The organism is Mesorhizobium sp. CO1-1-7, from assembly GCF_020164885.1.
Taxonomy (GTDB): Bacteria; Pseudomonadota; Alphaproteobacteria; order Rhizobiales; family Rhizobiaceae; genus Mesorhizobium; species Mesorhizobium australicum.
The window spans coordinates 649,714-675,739 of record NZ_JAIUHA010000001.1 but is presented as its reverse complement, the minus strand read 5'-3'; the positions used below and the strand labels follow the sequence as shown (position 1 = coordinate 675,739).

Genomic DNA, 26,026 nt, shown 5'->3' with positions numbered 1-26,026 from the left:
CCGACGCTTCTTATACCGCGGGCTTACGCTGCTGGAACTGGCCGGCGGCGCGGAAGCGCCAGAGGTAGCTCGGCAGGATCGTCGCGATCGATTGCGGCTGGATGCCGAGTCCCGCCAGTGTCCGGTTGGCCCTGGCGGCTTCGTCCGAAACGATGTTGTGCTCGCGCAACTGCATCACCTGGTCCTTGGTCAGCAGCGGATTGGGCAACAGGCCGAGGATCGAGGCCTGGATGTTTGCCATCCACCACGGCACCGGCACCAGCAGGCGCTTGCGCTCGATAACCGTGAGCAGTTCCTGCATGCACTCCTTGAAGGTGAGCACGTTGGGGCCGCCGAGCTCGTAAACCTGGCCGCCATCGATCTTGCCGTCGACCGAACGCGCGACAGCCTCCGCCACGTCACCGACATAGACCGGCTGGAACTTGGTCTGGCCGCCGCCGATCAGCGGCAGCACCGGCGAATAACGCGCCATATTCGCGAACCGGTTGAAGAAGCTGTCCTCCGGCCCGAAATTGATCGACGGCCGCAAGATCACGGCATCGGCGATCGTGTCCAGCACGGCCTTTTCACCGAGCGCCTTGGTGCGCGCATAATCCGATTCGGAATCCGGATCGGCGCCGAGCGCCGAAATATGGGTGAGCCCGGCGCCGACGGAGCGCGCCGCCTCGGCGATGGCGCGAGCACCGAATTCGTGCACGGCGGAGAATTTCTGCCGGCCGCTCTCATGCAGGATGGCGACGAGATTGACGACATGGTCGGCACCTTGCACGGCGCGGTCGACCGACCAGCGCACGCGCACATTGGCCTGCACCGGCTGGATCTGGCCGACATTGCCGAGCGGCTGCAAATGGCCGGCAAGGTCGGGCCGCCGGCAGGCGACCCTGATGCGATAACCGCGCTTGGCCAGCGCCCGCACGACATGACGGCCGACAAAGCCTGACCCGCCAAAGACGACGACGAGCTTTGGGGTCTGCAGGATTTCGGTCATGGCGGGCTCCGGCGCGCGTTCCAGATGGCTTGGCTGAGCCGTTTCATAGTCCGTTTTGCGCCAAAGGCAAAGGGTGACGCGTCGTCGCGTCATCCTTGTTTTTCGCGCGATTCCAAGAAAAAGCAAGGCCCGGTATTCCTGCGACAAGCGCATCAATCATGTCTTGGCCCTGCGAGCGACAGACGCAGGAAACCCCGCCGAAGCGGGGTTTCCCGGATGACATCCATGAGGTGTCAGGGGCCGACGAGCGGCCTGACCTGAGACGGTATCAGGAGGGCGTGAAGCAAGTACGCCCACCCCAGCCCTGAACATCCGACATGGTGCCACCAACCTTCTTGCAGGCGGCGACGAAATCGGCGCTGCAGTTGGCGAATTTCGCATGGCCGTTCTTGCAGTAGTGGTCCTCGGTGGCGCCGCCACCCGGCGCGGTAATGACGCCCGGGTTGGCCGGCTTGACCGGTGCGGCCTTCAAATTGGCAGCCTGCGTGGCGCCCATGAAGGACCGAGCAGGAGGACGGCGGTCAGCATGGTGGTCTTGGTGTTGGTCATGATAATTTCCCTTGATTTGAGGTTGGGTTTCCGGGACGCGAAGGGCGATGCCTTTCACGCGAAGCAGACTTTCGATTTGATTTTGCTATTCCCCGGTCTGGATCGGGCAAGCTCACCTTGCCCTGGACAAACGTTGGTCGCCCGGGCGCTCAAAAAGGTTCAGGACGCGCGCGAAAAAAAACGCGCACAACCGCGTGTCAGGCGGGGGCGGCCAAGTAACTGTCTGCAAAGAAAGGAGAAGAAATCAGGCCGAGTAGCGTTCGGCGAATTCGGAGATGCGCTGGATCACTGCCTTGGGTGCGGTGATGCCGCGCGCCTGCGCCTTTTCGGCCGCTTCGGCGCGGGCGCGGCCGGGCACATGAACGCCGAAGCGCCGCCGCAGCCGGTCAAGCTGGTCTTTCATGCGCTGCTCGAAACCCGGGTCGAGCAGCTTGGGCTCGACGGCAAGCACGAACAGGCCGGTCCCGGGGCTGTCCGGGCCGCCGCTGAACCACGGCGCGTCGAGTGACCAGTTGGCGCCCGACAGGCCGGCCGCCAGCACTTCGACCATCAGCGCGATGTTGGCGCCGCGCTGGCCGCCGAAGGCGAGCATGGCGCCCTTCATGGCCGCCGCCGGATCGGTGGTCGGGTTGCCGCTGGCGTCCAGCGCCCAGCCTTCGGGGATCTTCTTGCCGTCCTCGGCGGCCTTGCGGATGTTGACGAAGGCGGTGGCGCTCGACGACTGGTCGATGACCAGCGGCGCGCCGTCGGCGGCGGGGGCGGCGAAAGACATCGGGTTGGTGCAAAAGACCGGCTTGACCGAGCCTGAGCCGGCCAGGACGGCCGGACCGTTGGTTGCGGCGAAGGACACCAGCCCCTGCGCGGCCAGCCGGCCGGTGAAGTAGCCGAGCGCCCCGCAGGTGTAGGCGTTCTTCTGCGAGAAGATGGCGACGCCGAACAGTCTTGCCGCCTTGGCGAGGTCGTCGATGGTGCGGTCGAAGCCGGTATGCGCCAGCCCGCCGCGTGCGTCCGAGAGATAGATGGCCAGCGCCGGCCGGGTGATCACCGGATCGGCATTGCCGTCGATGCGTCCGGCCTCGAGCGCTTCGAGGTAGTCGATGAAATGTGTGAGCCCGACGGCTGCAAGTCCCTCTGCCTCGGCCGCGATGATCGAGGCGGTGAGCGATTGCGCTGCTTCCTCGTTGGCGCCGGCGCCAAGTGCCGCCATCCGGCACAGCCCTTTTGCCTGGTCGAGACTGAGTTGCATGGCGATTGCCCTTAGTGAGTAGTGAGTAGGGGTTGGTGAGTGGTGAGTTGTGGAGTGCGCGGCAGCCACTTCCTACTTACCAATCCCTACCCACCACCCACTTGGACCTAACCGATCTTGACCGGGATTCGTGCCTCGATCCGGCTGAAGGCGAAGACCAGAATGCCGGTGATCGCCATATAGATCAACGCCAGGAGCAGCAAGGGCTCGTAGGTGAGATAGGTGTCCTGCCGCACCTTGGACGAGACGGCGAAGATGTCGATCACGCTGATGGTTGCCACCAGCGGCGTCGATTTCAGCTGCAGCACGGTCTCGCCGGTCAGCGTCGGCAGCGCCCGGTAGAAGGCTTGCGGCAGCCAGATCCGGCGGAAGATCTTCCATCGGCTCATGCCGAAGGCGCGGGCGGCTTCCAGCTGCCCCTTGGGCACGCCGGCAAAGGCGCCGCGCATCACTTCGCCCTCGTAGCCGGCGAAGGACAAGGTCAGCGCCAGCACGCCGTACGGCCAGGCCTGCCTGAGATAGGGCCACATCCAGGATTCGCGGATCCATGGATATTGCGGGAAAAGCGAGCCCAGCCCGTAATAGAGCAGCCATAGCTGCAGAAGCAGCGGCGTGCCGCGGATGATGGTGCAGAAGACTTTCGCAGGTGCCGCGACCCAGATCGAGCCGGCCGCCTGCGCCAGCCCGACGGGCACGGCGATCATGAAGCCGAGCGTACAGGTGACGGCCAGGATCCACAGGGCACGCCAGATCCCCATCAGGCCCATTTCCCAATATTGCGGCAGCCAGTCCCAGCGCATGAAGAAGGCGGCTGACGCCACCAGCCCCAGCGCAATCAGGATCAGCACGATGCGATGCGGCTGCAGCCAGAGCGATGCGCGCGCCGCCGTGTCGATGATGACCGTTTCGCTGGTCATCAGCGTGCCTCCTTGATCGAAGGCATGCCGCGCCGCGCCCATTTCTCCGCGCGGCCGAGCAGGAGGTTCGAAACCAGCGTCACGCAGAGATAGAGCACGCCGGCGGCGAGGAAGAAAACCAGATAGGCCTTGGTGACACCCGCCGCCTGTCGTGTCGCCAGCGTCAGTTCGAAGAAGCCGACGACAGCCAGCAGCGCGGTGTCCTTGGTGGCGATCAACCACAGATTGGCGAGGCCCGGAATGGCGAAAGGCAGCATCGCCGGCAGCGTGATGCGCCGCAACAGAAGGCCGGGAGACATGCCGAAGGCGCGGGCGGCTTCGATCTGGCCCTGCGGGATAGCGAGGATCGCGCCGCGGATGACTTCCGTCGAATAGGCGCCCTGGACGAAGCCGAGCACGGCGATGCCGGCCACCAGCCCGCTGATGTCGACACGCTGGTAACCCATCGCCGTCAGCACCTGGTTTATCAGGTCGGTGCCGGCATAGTAGAGCAGCAGGATCAGCACCAGTTCCGGCACGGCGCGCACCACGGTGGTGTAGACCGCGAACAGGTCGCGCACCACGGGTCCGCCGTAAAGCTTGCCATAGGCACCGCAGGTTCCAATCAGCAGGCCGACGATGGTGGCGCCGACGGCGATCTCAAGCGAATGAAGGAGCCCGAGCAAGAGCGTCCCGCCCCAGCCGACGGGAGCCGGCGAGAGCAGTTCGACGATGCCGGCCGCGGAGGCCGGAAGAAAGGATTCGATCAGCTTCGCCCCCGGATTGCTGGCTCTGTCCGCCGGCACCAGCAGCCGGCGGCAAGCATGCGTGGACAGGCCGGCTGGAGGACGAGGGCGTCAGCGCCCTGTCCTCCAGCCGATTCGAGGGTCTCAGTTCGACTGCGTGGCGCCGCCGTAAATGTCGAAATCGAAATATTTCTTCGAGATCTCGTCATATTTGCCGTTGGCGCGGATCGCCTTGATGCCGGCGTTGATCTTCTCTTTCAGGGCGGTGTCTTCCTTGCGCACGCCGGCGCCGACGCCCGGTCCGAGCACCTCGTCGTCAGGGGCCACCATGCCCTTGAGATCGCAGCAGGCCTTGCCCTGGTCGGTCTTGAGGAACTCCTTGAGCGCGATGGAATCGGCCTGCACCGCGTCGAGGCGGCCCGCGGCGAGGTCGTTGTTGGCTTCGTCCTGCGTCTGGTATTCCTTGATCTCGGATGCGGTGGGGCCGAAATGCTTCTTGGCGTAGACGGCATGCACCGTCGACACCTGGACGCCGAGGACCTTGCCCTTGAGATCGTCGGGCGTGGCGCCGAACTTCTGGTCCTTGGGGCCGATGATCGCGGTCGGGGTGTTATAGTACTTGTCGGAGAAGTCGATGGTCTTCTTGCGTTCGTCGGTGATCGACATCGACGAGACAATGAGGTCGATCTTCTTGGTAGTCAGTGCCGGGATGATGCCGTCCCAGGCGACAGGGGTGATGACGCAGTCGAGCTTCTCTTCGGCGCAGACGGCGTCGATGAAGTCGATCTCCCAGCCGACCCATTTGCCCGAAGCATCTGGCGAGGTGAAGGGCGCGTAGGGTTCGGCGGCGACGCCGATCTTGACCGGATCGGCCTTGGCCACGCCCATGGCGGCGACGCCGAGCAGCAGCGCCGCGGCGAATGTCTTCAGAACAGTCTTCATTTCAGAACTCCCAGTTTGTTGTTGGTTCCCGGTTTTCTTCCGTCCCGGCCTGTCCCTAGCCGATGTTGCGGATGAACTGCTTTAGCCTTTCGGACTTGGGCGCGCCGAAGATCTGCTCCGGCGGGCCTTCCTCCTCGACCAACCCGTTGTAGAGGTAGACGACGTGGGTCGCGACCTCGCGGGCGAATTTCATTTCGTGGGTGACCAGCACCATGGTGCGGCCTTCACGGGCCAGATCGCCAATCACCTTCAGCACTTCGCCGACCAGTTCGGGATCGAGCGCCGAGGTCGGTTCGTCGAACAGCATGACGCGCGGATTGATGGCCAAGGCGCGAGCGATCGCGGCGCGCTGCTGCTGGCCGCCGGAGAGATAGGCCGGATAGACGTCGCGCTTCTCGGCCAGACCGACGCGCACCAGCAGCTTTTCGGCCTGGGCGACAGCCTGGTCGCGCTTGACGCCCAGCACATGAACGGGAACCTCGATGACGTTTTCGATCAGCGTCATATGGCTCCACAGGTTGAAGTTCTGGAACACCATGCCGAGCTTGGAGCGGATGCGTTCGATCTGCCTGCGGTCGGCCGGAATCGTATGGCCATGGCTGTCCGCCTTGAGCTTGATCTCCTCGCCATTGACCCGGATGATGCCGCTGGTCGGGTTTTCCAGGCAGTTGATGCAGCGCAGCAGCGTCGATTTGCCTGAGCCCGAGCCGCCGATGATGGCGATGACCTCGCCGTCGCGCGCCGACAGCGATACGCCCTTCAGCACATGCAGTTGACCGAATTTCTTGTGCAGGTTCTCGACATGGATGGCTTCTGCGGCGCCGTCCTGCGCCTCGCCGGATGGGACTTTGGCAGCTGCCACAGCGCTCACCAAATGACCTCCATATCGCCGCCGGCGGTTCGTCGAACGTCTATCCGGCTAATCAACATACGCTGTACTGCCTCGCTCCAGACCTCAAGCATGGACCCAACAGAGCGAGCCCGTCAATCCCGCTCATTACGGCACTTGCGGCCTTGTTGTGCAAGTGTATAAATAACCTCTCATGAAATTTTCTCGGTTTTTTTCAGCTTAAAAAAGGGCATCGATGAGCGCTTTCGGATCTCAGTCCATGGCGGCGCCGCTGCGGCGCGTGCTGATGCGGTCGGCGGCCAACGCCATGCGCGACGCCGACCGGGCTGCCTGGCACTATGGTCCGGGATTCAACCCGGCGAAAGCGGCCTCGCAGCACGCAGTCCTGGCTGAACTGGTGGCGGCGTCCGGCGCCGAGATCGAATGGATCGAGGACAAGGCCGACGGACTTTCGGATTCGGTGTTCACGCACGACCCTTCGCTGATGACCGACCGCGGTGCGCTGATCCTGTCCATGGGCAAGCCGCTGCGCGCCAGGGAGCCTTCGCTGCATGAAGAAACCTACAGAAGGCTGGGCATTCCGATCCTTGGTCGCGTCGAGGCTCCTGGCCAGGTCGAAGGTGGCGACTGTGTATGGGTTGACGCCCGCACGCTGGCGATCGGGCGCGGTGTCCGTTCCAACCAGGAAGGCATCCAGCAGGTTTCCAACCTGCTGTCGCCGCTGGGGATTTCCGTCTACGGCTTTGATCTGCCGCTGTGGCAGGGCGAAGAGGCGTGCCTGCACCTGATGTCGGTTATCAGCCCGCTGGCCGACGACCTAGCGCTGGTCTATTCACCGCTTTTACCGGCCCCTTTCTATCAGACGCTGAAGGCACGCGGCATCCGGCTGGTCGAAGGCGACGCCGAGGAGTTCGCGGCTTCCAACGGCCTCAGCCTCAACGTACTGCCGACCAGCCCGCTCAAGGTCATTGCCGTCGCGGGCTTTCCCAGGACAAAGGCCGCCATGGAAGCCGCCGGATGCACGGTTGAGATCTTCGAGGCGGACGCGCTCTGCATCGCCTGCGAAGGCGGGCCGACATGCCTGACGCGACCGATCCTGCGCCAATGAATGGGCGCCGTAAGTTCCGTCGCGAGGGCGAGGAGCGGCGGCGGCAGGATCTGATCGAGGCGACTCTGGACAGCGTGGCGGAATACGGCCTTCAAGGCGCCAGCCTGCGCACCATCGCATTGCGTGCCGGCGTCACCGCCGGGCTGATCCGGCATTATTTCCCGGGCAAGGAAGAATTGCTGCAGGAAGCCTATACGGCGCTGGTCGACCGCATGACCGAGCAGGCGAAGGCGGCATTGGTCATGGATGATGCCTCGCCGCGCCAGCGTCTTGCGGCTTTCATCACCGCCAATCTCAATGCGCCGATCATCGACGCGCGGGTGTTTTCGCTCTGGGCAACCTTCATCGGCCGCGCCAGTGCGGATCCCGCCCTGGCCCGTGCCCACCGCGAAGGCTACCTTGGCTTTCGCAACGAGGTGGAAGCAGTTGTGGCCGACGTGCTCGCCGCCGAACAGCACAAGCCGGACGCAACCCAGTTGCGCCACCATGCCATCGCGATCAACGCGATCATCGACGGGCTCTGGATCGAAGGCTGCCTGGCCGGCGAGATGTTCTCGCCCGGCGAATTGGCGGCGATTGGCATCAAGGCTGTCGAGTCCGAACTCGGCCTCGCGCCGCTGGAGCAATTCCTGGAAAAATGAGAAGCGGTTTTCCCGGGAAAAGCGCGCAGCGCTTCCCCTTGGGAATTGCGTAGAAACAAAGAGATAGGGGAGAAAACCAATGACCACTGTGGGCGAAGCGCTCATTTCGCTGCTCGAGGCGCATGGCGTCGACACCGTGTTCGGCATTCCCGGCGTCCACACGGTCGAACTCTATCGCGGTCTTGCGCGCTCGAAGATTCGCCACATCACGCCGCGCCACGAACAGGGCGCCGGCTTCATGGCCGACGGCTATGCGCGCGCCGGCGGCAGGCCGGGCGTCGCCTTCGTCATCACCGGGCCGGGGCTGACCAACACCATCACCGCCATGGGCCAGGCGCGCGCCGATTCGGTGCCGATGCTGGTGATCTCCGGCGTCAACGCCACCGACACGCTCGGCAAGGGGCTCGGCTTCCTGCACGAATTGCCCGATCAGCGCGGCATGATGGAGAAGGTAGCGCTGTTGTCGCTACGCGTGACCGGGGCCAGCGAATTGCCCGGTGCGCTGGCGCGGGCTTTCGCCCTGTTTTCCTCGTCTCGGCCCGGCCCTGTGCATATAGAGATCCCGACCGATATCATGGTCAAGCCGGCGGACGGATTGTCGGCAGCCTTGAGCAATGCCGGGCCGCCGGCGCCAGAGCGTGCCGCCATTGCCAGGGCTGCCGAACTCGTCGCCACCGCACGCCGCCCGCTCATCCTTGCAGGCGGCGGCGCCAAGAAAGCCGATGCGGCGCTGCGGCGCCTTGCCGAAAGGCTGGGCGCGCCGGTTGTCGAGACCACCAACGCGCGCGGTCTCATGCATGGCCATCCGCTTTGCGTGCCGGCAAGCCCAAGCCTCAAGGCGGTTCGCGCGCTCATGGCCGGGGCTGATCTGGTGATCGCCGCCGGTACCGAATTCGGCCCGACCGACTATGACGGCTATGGCGACGGCGGCTTCGTACTGCCTTCGAACCTGATCCGTATCGACATCGGCGCCGACCAGCTTGCGCGGCGTCCGGTGACGGTCGCCATCCAGGCCGATTGCGCCGAGGCGATCGAGGCGCTGCTTGCGGCGATCGATCCCGCCCACAGCGCTGGCGAAGATGGCCATGGCCGCGCCGCGGCGGCGCGAAAGGCCGCTTTTGCCGAGTTGAGTCCGGCCTATGCGGCGCAGGTGCGTGCCGTGGAAATGATCCGCGACGCTTTGCCCGGTGCCATCATCGTTGGCGACTCGACCCAGCCGATTTACGCCGCCAACCTCTATTACGACCACGACCGGCCCGGCGGCTGGTTCAATGCCGCGACCGGCTTTGGCGCGCTTGGCTACGGTCCGCCGGCGGCGATCGGTGCGGCACTTGCCGTGCCCGATGCGCCGGTTGTCTGCCTGACCGGCGACGGGGGCTTCCAGTTCACCTTGCCGGAGATAGCGGTGGCGCTCGATTCTGGAGCGCCCGTCATCTTCGTGGTCTGGAACAACAGAGGCTATCGCGAGATCGAGACCTCGATGCTCGATGTCGGCGTGGAACCTGTCGGCGTGTCGCCGGCGCCGCCGGATTTCTGCAAGCTTGCCGAAGCCTATGGCATTGGTGCCGAAAGGCTGGCCGACATCTACGCCTTGCCACAGGCGCTCAGGCACGCCCGGGCAACGGGGCTGCCGCGCGTCATCGAAGTCACGGTCGTCTGAAACATCCGGGCCGTCCTTGCCGACAGGAAGCGGACCATTTGCCGGCTTGGTTTTTGCAAGACCTGATCCGCTTCCGGGCGGCTTCGTTATTCGGCGATGCCCTGACGCATGCAAAGACGTGACGGCTGCCATGTCGAGATATCGGTTGAGTGATCGACTGAAAGGGGCGACGCTTCGCGTCGGCGCGGCAAACCAACGACAAAAGTCATAAAAATGACAGGAGCGGTCCAGGATGACGGAAACACTTGAAGGCAGGCACATCGTTGTGACCGGTGGAACCGGCGCGCTCGGTGGGGCGGTGGTCGGCAGACTGCTGGAACAGGGCGCGATCTGCCACGTGCCGAACGCGCATGCCGCGGCACCTCAGCACTTCCCCTTCACCACGCACGACAATGTCAAACTGGCGCACAATGTCGATCTCTCGGACCCCGCCAAGGTCGAGGCGTTCTATAGCCAGGTTCCTGCCTTGTGGGGATCGATCCATCTGGCCGGCGGCTTTGCCATGGCGCCGGTGGAGAAGATCGAATCGGCGTCGTTTGCCGAGATGATGGACACCAACGCCCGCACCGCCTTCCTGTGCAGCCGCGCCGCCATCCGCTCGATGCTGGCGTCGGATACCGCCGGTCGCATCGTCAATGTCACGGCACGCGCCGGGCTCGACCCGCGCCGCGGCGCCGGCATGGTCGCCTATACGGCCAGCAAGGCGGCGGTCGCTGCCATGACGGTGGCGATGGCGGAAGAATTGAAGGCCCAGGGCATCCTGGTCAACGCGGTGGCCCCATCGACGCTCGACACGCCGGCCAACCGCGCCGACATGCCGGATGCCGATTTCACCAAATGGGTCAGCCTCGAAGCAGCGGCCGAGGCAATCGCCTATCTCGCCTCGCCGGCCAATCAGGCAATGAGCGGAACGCTGGTGCCGCTCTACGGCAGGGCCTGAGCGGAGAGCGTCGAAGCCGGGCAGCCGGCGTCGGATCCATCGGCGTTGCGGTAGCTGTAGATACGCAGCGGCGATGAAGCGTCCGTGGGACACTCCCTCAACCAAGCCGGCGGCTTGCCTTCCATCAGGGCCGCCGCGAAAGGGTAGGCGGCTTCGAGACCTGGCGACGGCGCGCCTCGCCAGGCACAGATCGCGACATGTGTCGCCTTCGACGCGTCGAGAATCGCACGCGGGTCGGCGGTCATGGGGTCGAGAAAGCGGTAGCTCCGTTCGATGCCCTTGGCCGAAGGGTGGTTTGGGATCGTCACCACCTTGGGGCCGTCGGCCAGCGCGACGAAATGCGATCCGATGAGCGGTGGCGAAAGGACGATGGCGCCCGACGGCCAACCCCGTTGCGCTCCGAAATGATCGAGGTCGCAACTGTCGGCGAATTCGGCGGCGGGTATCGCCGCTTGGGAGGGTCTGACCGCCATATGGTACAGCGCCATGGCCCCGGACAAAACCAGACCGGGCAGGATCAATGCGTATTTGCGCGATGGCGCCGGCACGGGAGATTTCAAGTAGCGCCGCAGCCCCGAACCTTGCGGCAGCAGGCTCTCCAGCACGAAGATCAGGCCGATGCCGGAGAAAATCGGGAGATAGCGGAAGTAGCGGAGATAGTCGATCGCCAGCACCAATCCGAGCAGCGAAAACAGGGCCAGTATGACCAGAGGCCGGCTGCGGCCATGCGACCCGGTGCAGATGCCGACCGGCGCGAGCGCGCCGGCGAACAGCAGCAACATGCTGGGAAAGCCGGACGACAGGACGAAATCGGGGCGCCGAAACAGGCTCAATTCCTGAAGAATTCTGTTGAGCATGTTGTCGCGGACATAGGCGTCCATCGACGCGTAAGGGCCGTCCAGGCATTGCGGAAACAGTTTCACCAGCGCCACCAGGCTGATGGCGGCGAACACCAGCAGAAGCGCGGCCCGCATTGCCCAGCCGCCACGCGTGCCGACAAGCCGAGGTACGACGGCGAATGAGAGCCCGGCGGCGGTCAGCGCCAGCAAATGCGGCGCGGAATAGGTATCGCATTTGACCGCGGCATAGGCCGAGGGCGCGACGGTAGCGGCGAACAGGCCGATCGCGCCGATCGCCAGGGCCACTCCAAAGCCGGTGATCCCTGTCGCACTCTCGTCGCGGCCGGCGATCCAGTCGAAGGCGTAGACGGCCATCACCAGGGCGAAGAACGGTGCGAACTCGGCGCTGATCGCGATTGCCAGGGCTGTCAGCAAGCCGTTGACGAAGGGCGAAAGGCGATTCCGCGACAGCAACAGGACCAGGGCGGCAAGCAGAAGCAATATCTGCAGATTGTGATAGTCGATCCGCCCCGGAGCGTATTCGAAGAAGGTGCGCGCGGCGAAGATCAAGGCCAACGGCAATGCAATGGCCGGATAGGCAAAGCCCATCGCGACAATCAGCCGGTTGTAGAAGTAGAGCGCGGGTACAAACAGGAGCAGCGGCACGACAAAGCTTGCTGCCATCAGCGCCGGCTCGAAACCGGCGAACGGCGCGAGCAGCCATGCAAAGGCGGCATAGGGCAGGTCCACGATCCATGGCCAGTGCGAGATGTAGGGCTCGGGCTGGGCAATGCCGGGCATTGTCCGGTCGAAGATATTCCCGGTCACGAGCAAGGTGCGGATCTCGTGTATTTTGAGAAGGTCGTCCGCATCGGCATTGAGCCGGAAGCCCAGGGACCAGAGGACGATCATCACCGTCACCATGCCGCTGAAGCAGAAAAGGGCCGGTGCGCTCATATAAAGACGCGGCAGCCACGAAGATTGCGCTGCGGCCCTGTCGTCGTCATTGCTCATGGAAAGCTTCCCCGGGATGACTGCCAAATACGCGAGGAAGTTTATCTTGCCGTAAAGAAAGACCCCGCCGGATCGCTCCGGCGGGGTCTTTGTTCAAGCCGCACGAAAATCGTGCGGCAAGCGGTTAATCCTTAGTTGCCCTGCTTCTTCAGCGCGGCACCCAGGATGTCGCCCAGCGAAGCGCCGGAGTCGGTCGAGCCGTACTGTGCGACGGCTTCCTTCTCTTCGGCGATTTCCAGCGCCTTGATCGAGACCTGCAGCTTGCGGGTCTTCTTGTCGAAGGCGATGACGCGGGCGTCGACCTTCTGGCCGACGGTGAAGCGCTCGGGGCGCTGCTCGTCGCGATCGCGGCTGAGGTCGGAGCGCTTGATGAAGGTCTCGATGCCGCTGTCGACCAGCCGCACTTCCAGACCGCCATCCTTGACGCCGATGACTTCGCAGGTAACGACGGCGTTCTTGCGCAGTTCGCCTGACGTCGCGGCTTCGCCGACCGTGTCCTTGGCCAGCTGCTTGATGCCGAGTGAGATGCGCTCCTTGTCGATGTCGACGTCGAGCACCTGCGCCTTGACCATGTCACCGCGATTGTACTCTTCGATGACCTGCTCGCCCGGACGGGTCCAGTCGAGGTCGGACAGGTGCACCATGCCGTCCACGTCGCCTTCGAGGCCGATGAACAGGCCGAACTCGGTCTTGTTCTTGACCTCGCCCTCGACCTGGCTGCCGACCGGATGGCTCGAGGCGAAAGCCTGCCACGGATTCTCGAGCGTCTGCTTGAGGCCGAGCGAGATGCGGCGCTTGGCCGGATCGACTTCCAGCACCACCACGTCGACTTCCTGCGTCGTCGACAGGATCTTGCCGGGATGCACGTTCTTCTTGGTCCACGACATCTCAGAAACGTGGATGAGGCCCTCGATGCCCGGCTCCAGCTCGACGAACGCGCCGTAGTCGGTGATGTTGGTGACGGTGCCCTTGATCTTCTTGCCGATCGGGAACTTGGTGCCGATCTCGGACCACGGATCGCTCTCGAGCTGCTTCATGCCGAGCGAGATGCGGTGGGTTTCCTGGTTGATGCGGATGATCTGCACCTTGACCGTCTGACCGATGTTGAGGATTTCGGTCGGATGGTTGACGCGGCGCCATGCCATGTCGGTGACATGCAGCAGGCCGTCGATGCCGCCGAGGTCGACGAACGCACCGTAATCGGTGATGTTCTTGACGACGCCTTCGACAACCTGGCCTTCCTCGAGGTTCTGCACGATTTCCGAACGCTGTTCGGCGCGGCTCTCCTCAAGCACGGTACGGCGCGACACGACGATGTTGCCGCGGCGGCGATCCATCTTGAGGATCTCGAAGGGCTGCGGGTTGTGCATCAGCGGGGAGACGTCGCGGATCGGGCGAATATCGACCTGGCTGCGCGGCAGGAAGGCCACGGCGCCGTCGAGGTCGACGGTGAAGCCGCCCTTGACCTGGTTGAAGATGACGCCTTCGACGCGCTCGCCCTTGGTGAACTTCTCTTCGAGCTTGACCCAGCTCTCCTCGCGGCGCGCCTTGTCGCGCGACAGCACGGCCTCGCCCAGCGCATTTTCGATGCGCTCGACCATGACTTCGACCGTATCGCCGACCTTGAGCGTCGAGTCCTTGCCCTTGACGCCGAATTCCTTCAGCGGCACACGGCCTTCGACCTTGAGGCCGACATCGATGATGGCCATGTCTTTTTCGATCGCCAGAATCGTGCCCTTGACGACTTGGCCTTCGCCGGAATGACCGGTGGTAAATGATTCTTCGAGCAGGCTCGCGAAATCATCGCGAGTGGGATTTGCAGCAGACATTGTTTCTCCTGGAGTACCCCGCATCTTTCGCGGGGCGGGCGCCGTGGGTTAGCGTTGCGTTGGCCTGCCGGCGTTCCGGGCTGCAAAAGCCCTGGGCCGCTTTTCAAGCGGCAATTCCGGCGCATGAAGAATGCTGGCAGGCTGGTTCGTGCCCGATATGGGTATTTTCTTCGCCTCCGGCAACCGGAAGCAGCATGAAACCCGGATCAGGCCTTGTTTCTCTTGGCCAGCACGTCGTCGATGACGGACATGGCCGCGAGAAACGCGGCTTCTATAGCCATTTCGCTGGTATCAAGCAAGTGCGCGTCGGCCGCCGGCTTCAGCGGCGAGTCCGCCCGGCCCATGTCGCGCTCGTCGCGACGCTGGATATCGGCAAGGATTTCGGCGAAATCGGCGGTGCCGCCGATGCTTTCGATCTCGGCCAGCCTGCGCTTCGCGCGCACCTCGGCACTTGCCGTCACATAGAGTTTTATGTCGGCGTCGGGGCACACGACCGTGCCGATGTCGCGCCCGTCCAGCACCGCGCCCGGCGGCGTCCTTGCGAAGTCGCGCTGCTTTTCGACCAGGATGCGCCGCACCGTAGGGAAAACCGCGACCTTCGAGGCGGCCTCCCCAACCGCATGCGCCGACAGCACCGCACGGTCGAGCTTTGCCAGATCGACCTGGCGGGCGGCGGTTTCTGCCGCCGAGACATTGTCGAGCGGTAGGCCGAGCCGCAGCAGCGCATGGGCGACGGCGCGATAGGTCAGGCCGGTGTCGAGCAGGTTGAGGCGGTAGTGATCGGCGAGACGGCGGGCGAGCGTGCCTTTGCCCGCGCCGGCCGGTCCGTCGATGGCGATGGTGAAGGGGTGGGTCATTGGCGGGCAGACGCCTCACGCATGGAAATAGGCCCCCGCGACTTCGTCATCCTAGGGCGTAGCGAACGCGAAGCGGAGCGAAGACCCTGGGATCCATGCCGTGACGTCAGCCAAAGAACGCTGCGGATCAGAATTTTGCAACGTTGCGGGGCGTTGAGGTCATGGCATGGATCCTGGGGTCTGCGCCGCGTCGCTGCGCTCCTTGCTTCGCCCCAGGATGACGAAGCACGGGATGTCGCCAGCCAATCCCCAAGGTTTGCGATTGCCACTATCACTCGATTTCCGCGCCCAGCCCCGTCATCAGTTCCATGAACTCCGGAAAGCTCGTCGCGATCATCGCCTGGTCGTCGATGGTGACAGGCTTTTCCGTCGCCAGGCCCATCACCAGAAAGCTCATGGCGATGCGGTGGTCGAGATGGGTCTGCACCGTCGTATCCCGGCCGTTGGGGTGGCCGCCCAATCCCCTGCCGCCTGGTTTGCCGCGCACGGCAAGCGAAGCTTCGCCCTCGGTGCAGTCGACGCCGTTGAGCTTCAGCCCGTTGGCGACCGCCGACAGCCGGTCGGATTCCTTCACCCGCAGTTCCTCCAGCCCCTGCATCAGCGTCTCGCCCTCGGCGAAGCTGGCGGCAACGGCCAGCACCGGGTATTCGTCGATCATCGACGGCGCCCGCTCGGGCGGCACGGCGACGCCTTTCAGCTCGGAGTAACGAACGCGCAAGTCCGCGACATCCTCGCCGCCGGCATTGCGCGGGTTCAAGATGTCGATCTGGCCGCCCATTTCCTGCAGCGTGAGAAGCAACCCGGTGCGGGTCGGGTTCATCAGCACGTTTTCGATCGTGATGTCCGAACCCGGCACGATCAGCGCCGCCACCAGCGGGAAGCCGGCCGAGGACGGGTCGCCCGGCACGGCGATGGTCTGGCCGGTCAGCTTGCCCTGGCCTTCGATGAAGATGTGGCGCACGCCGCGCTCGTCGGTCTCGACCGACAGGTTGGCGCCAAATCCCTTGAGCATCTTTTCCGTGTGGTCGCGCGTCATGACAGGTTCGATGACGGTGGTGATGCCTGGCGTGTTCAACCCGGCCAGCAGCACCGCCGACTTCACCTGCGCCGAGGCCATCGGCACGCGGTAGGTGATCGGGGCGGCGTGCTTCGGCCCATGCAGCGTGATCGGCATGCGGTCGCCGGGCGTGGCTTTGAGCACCTGCACGCCCATCTGGCGCAGCGGTTCGAGCACGCGACCCATCGGCCGGCCCGACAGCGAGGCGTCACCGATGAAGGTCGTCTCCATGTCGTAGGTGCCGACGAGCCCCATGGTCAGCCGCGAGCCAGTGCCGGCATTGCCGAAATCGAGCGGACCTTCCGGCTGCAGCAGCGCGCCGTTGCCGGTGCCGCGGATCACCCACTCGGCACCGCGTTTCTCGATATGCGCGCCCATCGCCTTCATGGCCGCGCCCGTGCGCATCACATCCTCGCCCTCGAGCAGGCCGGTGATGCGAGTTTCGCCGGAGGCGAGCCCGCCGAACATGAACGAGCGGTGCGAGATCGACTTGTCGCCCGGCACGCGGGCCGTGCCGGAAAGGGCTGGTGACTTGCGGGCAGTGGCCGGCTTGGCAGCGGCGGCGTGAGACATGGAATTTCCCTGGACGGATTGCCGGCGTGCCGACGCTTTTCATTTGTTGCGGCGGTCTCGTATCACGGCGGGACGAAATGGTCATCCCCATGCTCGTCACTTGGCGCGAGGCCTTTCAGTGCTTGGTTTTGTGACGCCGGCTTTTCGCTTTGACAGCGCTGCAAACTGTGGTTAAGGGGACCACTCTTTTATCGACGAGGCTTGCCGTGGCAAAAACCGAACTTGGCACAAAACGCATCGACCCGGAAACGGGCCGGAAATTCTACGACCTGAACAAAGACCCGATCGTCTCGCCCTATACGGGCAAGACCTATCCGCGCTCCTATTTCGAGGAAGGCAAGATCGCCGCCATCGAGGAGGAAGAGGAAGTGGCCGAGAAGGAAGTGGACGCCGAGGAGGAAGAGGGCGTCGAGGTCGTCTCGCTCGAAGAGGCGGAAGACGACGCCAAGAGCGACGATCTTCCCGATCTCGGTGACGACGAGGATGACGTCGACCTCGGCGACGACGAGGATGACACCTTCCTTGCCGACGAAGAGGAAGAAGACGACGACGTTTCCGACATGATCGGCGTCGGCGACGACGACGACGAAGTCTGACAAAGGCTTCGAACGTGAGCGTTTGCCGGCTTTCACGCCCTGTGAAGAAAAAGCCGCCGATGAAGGCTTGATATCTGGGAATGGCGGGGTTAGAAGCCGCCTGCACTAACGGCGCGGTCTTCCAACCCGCGCCGATCTCTCGCCGGAAACGGCGCCGGCTGACTGCCGGGAGTGGGGCCATAGCTCAGTTGGGAGAGCGCTTGAATGGCATTCAAGAGGTCGTCGGTTCGATCCCGATTGGCTCCACCAGTTACCTTCCAGGGCAAGGAAACGCTTTGTTTCGGCGGGACATCTCCGACCTGTTCAACCATTGGCGATCCCTGATTTGCGCGATCACGGAACGTCAGCGCCGAACTCGACGGCAAATCCCGCGTCGATCGCGCTTCGCGCAATGAGATCGCCAAGTTCCCAATCCGTGAGTTCGCAAAGCGGGAACATTCTCCTCACCTCGTGGCTCACCTCGGATATCGAAATGCACGGCCGGTCGACGGTGTCGATCAGGCAGCGGACAATCGCTTGGCGAACGTCCGACAGGGTAGGGGTCTGCGCGAGCGCAGGCATCTCCGCCCCTACGAATGGAGCTGCGGCGCTACGCCATCGGCTGGGTTTGTGTCGAAGGCCACGGGTACGCCGTGAACGAGGGATGCGGTCGCCAGCAACTCCTCCAACTCGCGGTCGGTAGCCCTGCATGCGGGCATGAGTGTTCGGATGGCGCGTATTGCCTGCGCAACGGAGAGAAAGCGTGCCTTGCCCCTGGAAAGAACATAGGCTTCGGCGGCTCTTTCAACCGTGATGGAGTGAAAAGAGTTGGTCATCGAGAATTCCTCCCTGAACCCTGACCAACATGGTTTACGGCAGGACTTCGGTGGTCTTCAAGCCTATGTCCGGTTCCAGACAATCAGTCAGCCCCTGCGCTGAAGTGATGTTGCTCCTCCTCGCCATAGGCACCATCCGTGAGTTTTATCATTCCGGTACGGTCGACGATCGTGATCTCGCCGCGCTTGGCATGAACCAGCCCCCGATATTCGAGCATTTGGAGGGCGGTGGTAACGCCCGGGCGCCTGGAGCCAAGCATGGTCGCCAGAAATTCATGCGTCAGGTAGATGATATCTCCTTCAGCGCGATCGTTGACCATCAGCAACCAGCGGGCGAGCCGTTCCTCGATTTTCGAATGGCCATTGACCAGCGCCGTTCGCGACGACTGGACCAGGAATGCGTGGGCGTAGCGAAGCAGCGACGGGCGAAGGGTCTGGCTCTCGGCAATCGCAATGCGCAGACGTTCAACCGGCAGACACCAGCCGTTGCTGGCGACTTGAATATAGGTTTCATTGGGAGATCGGTCCTGGCCGAGAACGACCGCTACCCCGGTCATGCCGTCGCGGCCGATGATGCCGACTTCGCTTTGCCGCCCTCCGGTCATGGCGGCGACCACCGACGCGATACCGGTTTCGGGAAAATAGACATGCTCGATCGGCTGATGCGCGATCTCCAGCCGGGCTTTGATGGCCAGTTCGACGTGATGCATCGACGGCCGTAAAAGCCCGAAATCCTCAGGCGTGAGGGTTTTCAGAACATGGTTGCGAAAGGTGGATTGAGGCATGGCTCTTCTCCCTATCGGGCAAGAGCATGTACCCTCTTACTGTCGGCTGCATCCGGACAAACGGCGGCCGATGGCTGATCTTACGCTTCATGCGCGGGCTTGGCAAACGACTGCGCCTGCGTGGAAGGCCAAGAGCATCGACCGTCAGGCGTCCCCGGGAGCAGCAGCGCTGCCAGACGCCGAGAAGGCTTCAGCCGAGAAGGTCCGCGGCGACTTCGAGCGTGTTGCGGAACGACGTCTCGAGGTGGTGTTCCATCGCTTGTGCGGCGCCCTCGGCATCGTGCCGCCTCAGGGCCTTGAGAATGGCCTCGTGCTGCTCGATCGTCTGTTCGCCATAGCCGGGCTTTGGAATGGCGAGATAGCGGCCGCGGTCCATCTGCGCCTTGGAGATGTCGACCGCTCGCCAGATCATCGGCAGGCCGCAGATTTCGGCGATGGTGCGATGAAAGACATCGTCGAGTTGGATCGCGGTGGCATATCGGCCGCGCGCGATGGCGAGCTTGTGCGCCGCCATATTGTCCTCCAGCAATTCGGCGGATGCCGGCGTGAGCTTGACGGCCGCGCGCCTGGCGCTCTCCATTTCCAGCGCCCGCCGGATGACGTAGGCCTCCTCGAGGTCGGCGCGGCTGATCGGCGCGACATAGGTGCCGGTCTGCGCCAGGATATGGACCAGGCCTTCGTCGCTGATGCGCTTCACCGCTTCCCGCACCGGGGTGCGCGAAACGCCGAGCGCTTCGGCGATGGCCACCTCGTTGATCACTTCCCCCGGCTTCATCTGTCCGACGACGATCAGGTTGCGGATCTTCTGATAGATCTGATCGCGCAACGGCAAAGCCCGATTGAGGGTCGAAGGGTCAAGGTCCATGGCAAATCCGTAGCGTTCGTTCACCAGAAATGATCGGAGTATATTGGAACGTAAATTGGAATGCACCCAATGCGGAGGCGTCCCTGTCGACAATGGAGGGGGTGGCCAATTCACTCGACGCCTGGAAGGAGGCCGCCAACCCTTTCCAAGGCGGCGCAAGGACAACGTCAACGCGGTCGAGCCGGCCCTCTCCGCTCGCAGGCGGCGGGCATGAGGAAGAATTTCCAATTGCGTGCGCGGATTTAGAATAAACAAACTCTACAGAATTTATAGAATAAGCAATCTGCATGGGCGATCTGTTTCCTGCACAGGACCACGCCATGCCAGCGTTTCCGCGTTTACTCTCAACCGTGCCGGAGCCGGGCCGCTACCACCGAACCACAGGAGGCAAGGCATGACCCAAGATGTCCCTGACCGCATCAAGGTTCTCTGGTTCCTGCCGACGCATGGCGACAGCCGTTATCTCGGCACGACCGAGGGCGGCAGGGCCGTCGATCTGCCCTATCTGTCGCAAGTGGCGAAAGCGGCCGACACACTTGGCTATTACGGCGTGCTGTTGCCGACCGGCCGGGCCTGCGAGGATTCCTGGGTGATTGCGTCGGCGCTGGCGCCCCTGACAGAGCGGCTGCGTTTCCTCGTCGCCGTGCGGCCCGGCTTGCAGTCGCCGACGCTTGCCGCGCGCATGACAGCCACGCTCGACCGCATCTCCAACGGCCGCCTGCTGATCAATGTCGTCACCGGCGGCGATCCGCTGGAAAACAAGGGCGATGGGATCTTTCTCTCGCATGCCGAGCGCTATGAGGTGACGCAGGAATTCCTCCGGATCTACAAACGGGTGCTGAGCGGTGAGACGGTCGAGCACCAGGGCAAGCATTTCCGCATCGAGGACGGAAGGTTGCTGTTCCCGCCGGTGCAGGCGCCCTATCCGCCGCTCTATTTCGGTGGCTCATCGGATGCTGGATCGGCAGTCGCGGCGCAGGAAATCGACAAATATCTGACCTGGGGCGAACCCCCGGCCGACGTCGGACGCAAGCTCGATGCCGTGCGCGAACTGGCCGACAAGGCCGGCCGCAAACTCTCCTTCGGCATTCGTCTGCATGTCATCGCCCGTGAAACCACTGAACGGGCCTGGGCCGCCGCCGACAGCCTGATCAGTCGGCTCGACGACGCGACGATCGCTTCGGCGCAGAAAGTGTTCGGCCGCATGGATTCGGTCGGCCAAGCGCGCATGAGCGCGCTGCATGGCGGCAACCGTGACAAGCTCGAGATCGCGCCCAATCTATGGGCCGGCGTCGGCCTGGTGCGCGGCGGTGCGGGAACGGCACTGGTCGGCGACCCGGATACGATTGCCGAGCGCATCGATGAATACCGTCGCCTCGGCATCGACACCTTCATCCTGTCCGGCTATCCGCATCTGGAGGAAGCCTATCGCTTCGGCGAACTGGTACTGCCGAAACTGCCGACCGATCATCCGGTCAAGTCGGCCGGGTCGTCGGTCAATACCGGGCCGTTCGGCGAGACCATTGCCGGTGACCATCGGCCGAAGTCGCTCGCCAGCGCCTCGTGAACGCGCTGCCTCCGGTCCGCCGATCGCGCGTCGCCATAATCGGCGGTGGTTTTTCCGGCGCGGCGGTCGCTTGGCATCTTGCGCGGGCGCATGGGCCGGAGCGCCTGTCGATCTCGGTGATCGAACCGCGTTCCGCGCTCGGCGGCGGTCTTGCCTATTCCAGCGAAGAGCCGTCGCACCGCGTCAACGTCCCGGCCGTCCGGATGAGCATGGTTCCCGAAGACCAGCAGCATTTTGCGCGCTGGCTGGCCGGCAGCGGCGAAATCGAGCGGGACCCGGATGCGCTGTGGAAGAACGGCGACGTATTTCCGCGCCGGCGGGTGTTCGGTCGCTATGTCGCCGCGCAGCTCGCACCTTGGCTCGACTCGGGCGCTATCCGTCATGTCGAAGCTCAGGCCACCCGGGTAGTTCGAGCCAACAGGGCGGGCTGGACCGTACAGACCTTAGCGGGACCTGTCGCGGCCGACATCGTCGTGCTCGCCGCGACTCATCCTCTGCCGGCCATCCCGGCAGCACTTGCCCTGTTGGCTGGAGCACCTGGCTTCGTCGCCGATCCCTACGCGCCGTCGGCACTCGCTGGGATCGGGCCGGAGGCGTCGGTCCTGATCGTCGGCTCCGGACTGACCTCGGCCGACATGGTGGCCGAGCTTGACCGCCGGGGTCATCGCGGCCGCATCCTGGCGCTGTCGCGCCGCGGACTGCGTTCGCGCGGCCACCCGGATATCAGACATGAGCCCTTCGGCGACTTTGCGTCGGTGCCGGCCACATCCGCACTTGGCCTGCTGAAGAACATTCGCGCCACGCTGGCCGCGGCGCGAGCCGCCAACGTCAACTGGCAGTCGGTCTTTGACCAATTGCGCATGCAAGGGCCGGTGCTGTGGTCCGCCCTCGCTCCGCCAGAGCGGGCAAGGCTGGTCCGCCAGCTGCGCGTGTTTTGGGACGTGCATCGCTTCAGGATCGCACCGCAGGTGGCTTCCGTGCTCGACCGCCGCCAGACCGCCGGCACATTCGACACCATTGCAGCCCGGCTTGTCGCGTCGAACGACGAGGGCGACAGCCTCGCGGTCAGCTTCCAACGGCGCGGACAGACGCACATCGAGACGGCAAGCTTCGATGCCGTCATCAACACGACAGGGCCGGCCCATGGGCAGGCGCTCCAGTCAAATCCGGCGCTGCGTTCCCTGACTGAGGCCAGTCTGATCAGGGCGGACGCATACGGGCTCGGTATCGAGACCGGCCTCGATAGTCGCGCCGTCGGTGGCGATGACAAGGCGGTTGCCGGGCTTTTCGTCGCCGGTCCGCTGGCGCGAGGCACCTTTGGCGAACTCATGGGCCTGCCGGAGGTCGCTCGGCATGCCCAAAGGGTCTCGGCCGAGATCGCGGGGCTGCTCGACACATCTTCTTCAGGCGGAGCGGTTGGCCCCAATGCCGGGGGCGTTGCGGTCGCGGGCTGACAACCGCAAGCCGGCATGGCTGGGCAAAATTGGTATTTCCGTCCCGCAAGTGCGCCAAAAACGGAAAATCCTCCTTTGTATATAAATTCCATAAACATAATAAATACCGACATCTGGCTGCGGCTGGACCGATCAACAGCCTGACTGGGAGACAATTCATGGCACATGCAGGAACCGAAGCGGTCAAATTCGCCTACTGGGTGCCCAATGTTTCGGGCGGCCTGGTGATCTCCGACATCGAGCAGCGCACCAGCCATTCAGCCGAGTACAACCGCAAGCTGGCACAGATCGCCGAAAAGGCCGGTTTCGACTACGCGCTGAGCCAGATCCGTTTCACCGCCGGCTACGGCGCCGACGAGCAGCATGAATCGGTGGCATTCAGCCATGACCTGCTGGCCGCCACCACGACGCTGAAGGTGATCGCCGCGATCCTGCCCGGCCCTTGGAATCCCGCGCTGGCGGCCAAGCAGATTGCCACCATCAGCTACCTGACCAACGGCCGTGTCGCCATCAATCTCGTCTCCGGCTGGTTCCGTGGCGAATTCCACGCCATCGGTGAGCATTGGCTCGACCATGATGAGCGCTACCGTCGCTCCGAGGAATTCATCCGTGCGCTGCGCGGTATATGGACTGAAGACAGCTTCACCTTCCGAGGCGACTTCTACCGCTTCAACGAATACTCGCTGAAACCGAAGCCGCCGCGGCCGCTGCCCGAGATATTCCAGGGCGGCTCGTCGCGCGCGGCACGCGACATGGCATCACGCGTCTCCGACTGGTATTTCACCAACGGCAACACGCCGGCCGAAATCGCCAAACAGGTCGATGATCTCAAGACCAAGGCAAAGGCCAGCAATCATTCCGTCAAGGTCGGCGTCAACGCCTTCGCCATTGTGCGCGAGACCGAGCACGAGGCCAAGGCGGTGCTTGCCGAGATCATCGCCAGGGCCAATCCGGAAGCGGTCAACGCCTTCGGCCACGAGGTCAAGAACGCCGGCAAGGCCTCGCCGGAAGGCGAGGGCAATTGGGCGAAGTCCTCCTTCGACGACCTCGTCCAGTACAATGACGGTTTTCGCTCCAACCTGATCGGCACACCGAGACAGGTTGCCGAGCGCATCGTCGATTTGAAGAGCGCCGGCGCCGATCTCATCCTGCTCGGCTTCCTGCATTTCCAGGAAGAGGTCGAGTATTTCGGCAAGCATGTCATCCCGCTCGTTCGCGAGCTGGAGGATGCCGGGCAGGCGGCTTCGCTGGCAGCGGAATAGTCATCTCTCCAAGGCTGGCCGGGTAATCCGGCCAGCACCCGAATGAAGGTTTTCAAGCGCGCTCGATCTTTTCGGGCGGCATCGAGAATTCGTGCGCCTGCGGGCGAAATCGAGGACGATTGGAATGCCGTTGCCCAGCTATGCCATAGGCGTGATGGAAGCCTCGGTCTATGCGCCGGAAGTTTTCGCGCGCGGCCTGCCCTCGGCGCTGCAGCCGTCCGAAGGTCATACCGCACCGGTAACAGGCACTGCGGTGGCCACATCTCCGATGCTTTCACTCCAGGCCATCGGCCTGTCGTTCGGCGGCGTCGTCGCGCTGGCCGACATCGATCTGTCTGTTCGATCAGGTGAAATCCGCGCCATTATCGGCCCGAACGGCGCCGGCAAGAGCTCGCTGATCAATGTCATCAGCGGTGTCTACCGGCCGGATCGCGGCCAGGTCCAGCTTGCCGGAATCGACTATGCGCAGGTGCCGACGCAGCGGCTGGCGCATCTCGGCGTCGCCCGGACTTTCCAGAACCTTGCTTTGTTCAAGGGACTGAGCGTCCTCGACAATGTCGCCACCGGCCTTGCCTACAAGGTCCGTTCCAACTTCGCCGGCCAGGTGCTCGGCATCGGACGATCGCGCGGCGAGCGACGTGAGACACGCAGCCGCGCCGATCAGATTCTCGAATTTCTCGACCTCACCGCCGTGCGCGATCGTCTTGCCGGCACGCTGCCCTACGGGCTGCGGAAGCGGGTCGAACTCGCCCGGGCGCTGGTCGCGGAGCCGCGCCTGCTGCTGCTCGACGAACCGATGGCCGGCATGACATCAGGTGAGAAAAGCGAAATGGCTGCTTTCGTGCGCGCCGCGCGTGACCGCTTTGCCACCACCGTCGTCCTGATCGAACACGATGTCGGCGTCGTCATGGGCCTGTCCGACCGGGTCGCCGTTCTCGACCATGGCCGCAAGATCGCCGACGGCACACCCGACGAGGTCCGCAACGACCAGCGCGTCATCGATGCCTATCTGGGCGTCGCCTCAGACAATGAGGACGGGGCGGGCATATGATCGCCGACTTCGACTATCAGTTCTTCATCGAGGTGCTCGTCGGCGGGCTGCTCTCCGGCGTCATGTATTCGCTGGTCGCGATCGGCTTCGTGCTGATCTACAAGACCTCGGGCGTGCTCAACTTCGCCCAAGGCGCGATGCTGCTGTTCGCCGCCCTTACCTTCGTCAGCCTTGTCGAACGCGGTGTTCCGTTTGCACTGGCCTTGGTGGCAACATTCGCCATCATGGTGGCGATCGGCATCGCCATCGAGCGCACGGTGCTGAGGCCGCTAACCAACAAGCCGCCGATCACCCTGTTCATGGCGACGCTTGGACTGTCCTACATCATCGAGGGCGCCGCCCAACTGATCTGGGGCACGCAGGTCCATGGTCTTGACCTCGGCATCGAGGATGTGCCGCTGGAAGTCGGCGGCGTGCTGATCAGCCAGTTCGATATTTTTGCGGCGGTGGTCGCGGCCGGCATGGTTCTCCTGCTGTCGCTGTTCTTCCGCTACACCCGCATCGGCCTCGCCTTCCGCGCCGTCGCCGACGACCAGTTCGCCGCACTCGCGGTTGGCCTGCGTCTGCCACTGATCTGGGCCACCGTCTGGGCGGCGGCCGGCCTGGTCGCGCTGGTCGCCGGGCTGCTCTGGGGCGCCCGCCTAGGGGTGCAGTTCTCGCTGTCGCTGGTGGTGCTCAAGGCGCTGCCGGTGCTGGTGCTTGGCGGCTTCGATTCCATTCTTGGCGCCATTGTCGGCGGGCTCCTGATCGGCGCCAGCGAGAAGCTCGCCGAGGTCTATATCGGCGATTATTTCGGCGGCGGCATCGAGAGCTGGTTCGCCTATGTCGTCGCGCTTGTCTTCCTCCTGATCCGTCCTTCCGGCCTGTTCGGCCAAAAGCTCGTCGAAAGGGTCTGA

Annotated in this window: 25 protein-coding genes and 1 tRNA gene; 11 read left to right on the top strand and 15 right to left on the bottom strand. The window is 63.9% G+C overall.

Translation table 11 applies throughout. The features are described 5' to 3' along the window. Positions 1 to 10: 10 nt before the first annotated feature. The 7 genes from LB516_RS03075 to LB516_RS03045 all read right to left on the bottom strand — a co-directional run bounded on the left by LB516_RS03075 (position 11) and on the right by LB516_RS03045 (position 6,238). Positions 11 to 988 (bottom strand): complex I NDUFA9 subunit family protein, encoded by a 978-nt coding sequence (locus LB516_RS03075; protein WP_224718894.1) that lies wholly within the window; start codon positions 986 to 988, stop codon positions 11 to 13. Between the two features lie 268 nt (positions 989 to 1,256). Next, a complete protein-coding gene (locus tag LB516_RS03070; protein WP_224718893.1) occupies positions 1,257 to 1,484 on the bottom strand; it encodes a hypothetical protein in 228 nt (75 codons plus the stop codon). A 297-nt stretch (positions 1,485 to 1,781) separates the two neighbouring features. Continuing rightward, the gene (locus LB516_RS03065; protein WP_015314269.1) at positions 1,782 to 2,783 is read right to left on the bottom strand and encodes an Ldh family oxidoreductase; all 1,002 of its coding nucleotides are present in this window, start codon (positions 2,781 to 2,783) and stop codon (positions 1,782 to 1,784) included. A 107-nt stretch (positions 2,784 to 2,890) separates the two neighbouring features. Next, a complete protein-coding gene (locus LB516_RS03060) occupies positions 2,891 to 3,700 on the bottom strand; it encodes an ABC transporter permease (protein ID WP_015314268.1) in 810 nt (269 codons plus the stop codon). Beyond that, positions 3,700 to 4,365 (bottom strand): ABC transporter permease, encoded by a 666-nt coding sequence (locus LB516_RS03055; protein WP_041163582.1) that lies wholly within the window; start codon positions 4,363 to 4,365, stop codon positions 3,700 to 3,702. Before LB516_RS03055 ends, LB516_RS03060 begins: the two co-directional genes overlap by 1 nt. A gap of 204 nt (positions 4,366 to 4,569) precedes the next feature. Then, entirely contained in the window at positions 4,570 to 5,367 is a 798-nt protein-coding gene (locus LB516_RS03050) for a transporter substrate-binding domain-containing protein (RefSeq protein ID WP_140614991.1), read from the bottom strand. 55 nt (positions 5,368 to 5,422) lie between these two features. Further along, the gene (locus tag LB516_RS03045; protein WP_015314265.1) at positions 5,423 to 6,238 is read right to left on the bottom strand and encodes an ABC transporter ATP-binding protein; all 816 of its coding nucleotides are present in this window, start codon (positions 6,236 to 6,238) and stop codon (positions 5,423 to 5,425) included. Between the two features lie 214 nt (positions 6,239 to 6,452). Between LB516_RS03045 and LB516_RS03040 the strand changes: the two genes are divergently transcribed. From LB516_RS03040 to LB516_RS03025, 4 genes are all read left to right on the top strand, one after another. Then, a complete protein-coding gene (locus LB516_RS03040; protein WP_140614989.1) occupies positions 6,453 to 7,325 on the top strand; it encodes a dimethylarginine dimethylaminohydrolase family protein in 873 nt (290 codons plus the stop codon). Beyond that, positions 7,295 to 7,966 (top strand): TetR family transcriptional regulator C-terminal domain-containing protein, encoded by a 672-nt coding sequence (locus LB516_RS03035; protein ID WP_015314263.1) that lies wholly within the window; start codon positions 7,295 to 7,297, stop codon positions 7,964 to 7,966. The genes LB516_RS03040 and LB516_RS03035 overlap by 31 nt, the downstream gene beginning before the upstream one ends. Before the next feature lie 79 nt (positions 7,967 to 8,045). After that, complete coding sequence (locus LB516_RS03030) at positions 8,046 to 9,626, top strand: 5-guanidino-2-oxopentanoate decarboxylase (protein ID WP_224718892.1); 1,581 nt, start codon at positions 8,046 to 8,048, stop codon at positions 9,624 to 9,626. A gap of 232 nt (positions 9,627 to 9,858) precedes the next feature. Continuing rightward, the gene (locus LB516_RS03025) at positions 9,859 to 10,566 is read left to right on the top strand and encodes an SDR family NAD(P)-dependent oxidoreductase (RefSeq protein WP_140614983.1); all 708 of its coding nucleotides are present in this window, start codon (positions 9,859 to 9,861) and stop codon (positions 10,564 to 10,566) included. Here LB516_RS03025 and LB516_RS03020 read toward each other — a convergent pair. From LB516_RS03020 to aroA, 4 genes are all read right to left on the bottom strand, one after another. Continuing rightward, positions 10,551 to 12,419, bottom strand: coding sequence for a hypothetical protein (locus LB516_RS03020; RefSeq protein WP_224718891.1), 1,869 nt, complete (start codon positions 12,417 to 12,419; stop codon positions 10,551 to 10,553). The two genes, LB516_RS03025 and LB516_RS03020, sit on opposite strands and share 16 nt — an antisense overlap. Before the next feature lie 131 nt (positions 12,420 to 12,550). Beyond that, positions 12,551 to 14,248, bottom strand: coding sequence for a 30S ribosomal protein S1 (gene rpsA / locus LB516_RS03015; protein WP_015314259.1), 1,698 nt, complete (start codon positions 14,246 to 14,248; stop codon positions 12,551 to 12,553). A gap of 206 nt (positions 14,249 to 14,454) precedes the next feature. After that, entirely contained in the window at positions 14,455 to 15,105 is a 651-nt protein-coding gene (cmk, locus tag LB516_RS03010; RefSeq protein WP_140614979.1) for a (d)CMP kinase, read from the bottom strand. Positions 15,106 to 15,376: 271 nt separating this feature from the next. Continuing rightward, positions 15,377 to 16,735: a 3-phosphoshikimate 1-carboxyvinyltransferase gene (gene aroA / locus LB516_RS03005; protein ID WP_140714325.1), complete on the bottom strand. Its 1,359-nt coding sequence runs from the start codon at positions 16,733 to 16,735 to the stop codon at positions 15,377 to 15,379. A 206-nt stretch (positions 16,736 to 16,941) separates the two neighbouring features. On the opposite strand from aroA, the gene LB516_RS03000 reads away from it, so the two are divergent. Together LB516_RS03000 and LB516_RS02995 are read left to right on the top strand one after the other, a co-directional pair. Continuing rightward, positions 16,942 to 17,331: a TIGR02300 family protein gene (locus tag LB516_RS03000; RefSeq protein WP_140614975.1), complete on the top strand. Its 390-nt coding sequence runs from the start codon at positions 16,942 to 16,944 to the stop codon at positions 17,329 to 17,331. Between the two features lie 173 nt (positions 17,332 to 17,504). Next, a tRNA-Ala gene (locus tag LB516_RS02995) sits at positions 17,505 to 17,580 on the top strand. An 84-nt stretch (positions 17,581 to 17,664) separates the two neighbouring features. Here the strand turns inward: LB516_RS02995 and LB516_RS02990 are convergent. The 4 genes from LB516_RS02990 to LB516_RS02975 form a co-directional block, all read right to left on the bottom strand. Then, positions 17,665 to 17,892 carry a hypothetical protein gene (locus LB516_RS02990; protein WP_015314255.1) on the bottom strand — a complete coding sequence of 76 codons (228 nt, stop codon included), beginning with the start codon at positions 17,890 to 17,892 and terminating at the stop codon, positions 17,665 to 17,667. A gap of 8 nt (positions 17,893 to 17,900) precedes the next feature. After that, on the bottom strand, positions 17,901 to 18,146 hold the full coding sequence (locus LB516_RS02985) for a hypothetical protein (protein ID WP_140660047.1): 246 nt from the start codon (positions 18,144 to 18,146) through the stop codon (positions 17,901 to 17,903). Between the two features lie 83 nt (positions 18,147 to 18,229). Continuing rightward, positions 18,230 to 18,856: a Crp/Fnr family transcriptional regulator gene (locus tag LB516_RS02980; protein WP_224718890.1), complete on the bottom strand. Its 627-nt coding sequence runs from the start codon at positions 18,854 to 18,856 to the stop codon at positions 18,230 to 18,232. A 265-nt stretch (positions 18,857 to 19,121) separates the two neighbouring features. Further along, a complete protein-coding gene (locus LB516_RS02975) occupies positions 19,122 to 19,796 on the bottom strand; it encodes a GntR family transcriptional regulator (protein WP_224718889.1) in 675 nt (224 codons plus the stop codon). 394 nt (positions 19,797 to 20,190) lie between these two features. Between LB516_RS02975 and ssuD the strand changes: the two genes are divergently transcribed. From ssuD to LB516_RS02950, 5 genes are all read left to right on the top strand, one after another. Next, positions 20,191 to 21,363, top strand: coding sequence for an FMNH2-dependent alkanesulfonate monooxygenase (gene ssuD / locus LB516_RS02970; protein ID WP_224718888.1), 1,173 nt, complete (start codon positions 20,191 to 20,193; stop codon positions 21,361 to 21,363). Continuing rightward, positions 21,360 to 22,817, top strand: a complete 1,458-nt coding sequence (locus LB516_RS02965) for an FAD/NAD(P)-binding protein (RefSeq protein WP_224718887.1) — start codon at positions 21,360 to 21,362, stop codon at positions 22,815 to 22,817. The genes ssuD and LB516_RS02965 overlap by 4 nt, the downstream gene beginning before the upstream one ends. A 158-nt stretch (positions 22,818 to 22,975) precedes the next feature. Beyond that, the gene (gene sfnG, locus LB516_RS02960) at positions 22,976 to 24,079 is read left to right on the top strand and encodes a dimethylsulfone monooxygenase SfnG (protein WP_140614967.1); all 1,104 of its coding nucleotides are present in this window, start codon (positions 22,976 to 22,978) and stop codon (positions 24,077 to 24,079) included. Positions 24,080 to 24,203: 124 nt separating this feature from the next. Continuing rightward, positions 24,204 to 25,130, top strand: coding sequence for an ABC transporter ATP-binding protein (locus LB516_RS02955; RefSeq protein ID WP_015314249.1), 927 nt, complete (start codon positions 24,204 to 24,206; stop codon positions 25,128 to 25,130). Next, positions 25,127 to 26,026, top strand: coding sequence for a branched-chain amino acid ABC transporter permease (locus LB516_RS02950; protein ID WP_015314248.1), 900 nt, complete (start codon positions 25,127 to 25,129; stop codon positions 26,024 to 26,026). The genes LB516_RS02955 and LB516_RS02950 overlap by 4 nt, the downstream gene beginning before the upstream one ends.

Excerpts from the sequence above, each read along its gene's own strand:
- LB516_RS03075 (WP_224718894.1), bottom strand. The coding sequence starts at position 988 with ATGACCGAAATCCTGCAGACCCCAAAGCTCGTCGTCGTCTTTGGCGGG.
- LB516_RS03070 (WP_224718893.1), bottom strand. The coding sequence starts at position 1,484 with ATGGGCGCCACGCAGGCTGCCAATTTGAAGGCCGCACCGGTCAAGCCG.
- LB516_RS03065 (WP_015314269.1), bottom strand. The coding sequence starts at position 2,783 with ATGCAACTCAGTCTCGACCAGGCAAAAGGGCTGTGCCGGATGGCGGCA.
- LB516_RS03060 (WP_015314268.1), bottom strand. The coding sequence starts at position 3,700 with ATGACCAGCGAAACGGTCATCATCGACACGGCGGCGCGCGCATCGCTC.
- LB516_RS03050 (WP_140614991.1), bottom strand. The coding sequence starts at position 5,367 with ATGAAGACTGTTCTGAAGACATTCGCCGCGGCGCTGCTGCTCGGCGTC.
- LB516_RS03040 (WP_140614989.1), top strand. The coding sequence starts at position 6,453 with ATGAGCGCTTTCGGATCTCAGTCCATGGCGGCGCCGCTGCGGCGCGTG.
- LB516_RS03035 (WP_015314263.1), top strand. The coding sequence starts at position 7,295 with ATGCCTGACGCGACCGATCCTGCGCCAATGAATGGGCGCCGTAAGTTC.
- LB516_RS03030 (WP_224718892.1), top strand. The coding sequence starts at position 8,046 with ATGACCACTGTGGGCGAAGCGCTCATTTCGCTGCTCGAGGCGCATGGC.
- LB516_RS03025 (WP_140614983.1), top strand. The coding sequence starts at position 9,859 with ATGACGGAAACACTTGAAGGCAGGCACATCGTTGTGACCGGTGGAACC.
- LB516_RS03020 (WP_224718891.1), bottom strand. The coding sequence starts at position 12,419 with ATGAGCAATGACGACGACAGGGCCGCAGCGCAATCTTCGTGGCTGCCG.
- rpsA (WP_015314259.1), bottom strand. The coding sequence starts at position 14,248 with ATGTCTGCTGCAAATCCCACTCGCGATGATTTCGCGAGCCTGCTCGAA.
- cmk (WP_140614979.1), bottom strand. The coding sequence starts at position 15,105 with ATGACCCACCCCTTCACCATCGCCATCGACGGACCGGCCGGCGCGGGC.
- aroA (WP_140714325.1), bottom strand. The coding sequence starts at position 16,735 with ATGTCTCACGCCGCCGCTGCCAAGCCGGCCACTGCCCGCAAGTCACCA.
- LB516_RS02990 (WP_015314255.1), bottom strand. The coding sequence starts at position 17,892 with ATGCCTGCGCTCGCGCAGACCCCTACCCTGTCGGACGTTCGCCAAGCG.
- LB516_RS02985 (WP_140660047.1), bottom strand. The coding sequence starts at position 18,146 with ATGACCAACTCTTTTCACTCCATCACGGTTGAAAGAGCCGCCGAAGCC.
- LB516_RS02980 (WP_224718890.1), bottom strand. The coding sequence starts at position 18,856 with ATGCATCACGTCGAACTGGCCATCAAAGCCCGGCTGGAGATCGCGCAT.
- LB516_RS02975 (WP_224718889.1), bottom strand. The coding sequence starts at position 19,796 with ATGGACCTTGACCCTTCGACCCTCAATCGGGCTTTGCCGTTGCGCGAT.
- ssuD (WP_224718888.1), top strand. The coding sequence starts at position 20,191 with ATGACCCAAGATGTCCCTGACCGCATCAAGGTTCTCTGGTTCCTGCCG.
- sfnG (WP_140614967.1), top strand. The coding sequence starts at position 22,976 with ATGGCACATGCAGGAACCGAAGCGGTCAAATTCGCCTACTGGGTGCCC.
- LB516_RS02955 (WP_015314249.1), top strand. The coding sequence starts at position 24,204 with ATGCCGTTGCCCAGCTATGCCATAGGCGTGATGGAAGCCTCGGTCTAT.
- LB516_RS02950 (WP_015314248.1), top strand. The coding sequence starts at position 25,127 with ATGATCGCCGACTTCGACTATCAGTTCTTCATCGAGGTGCTCGTCGGC.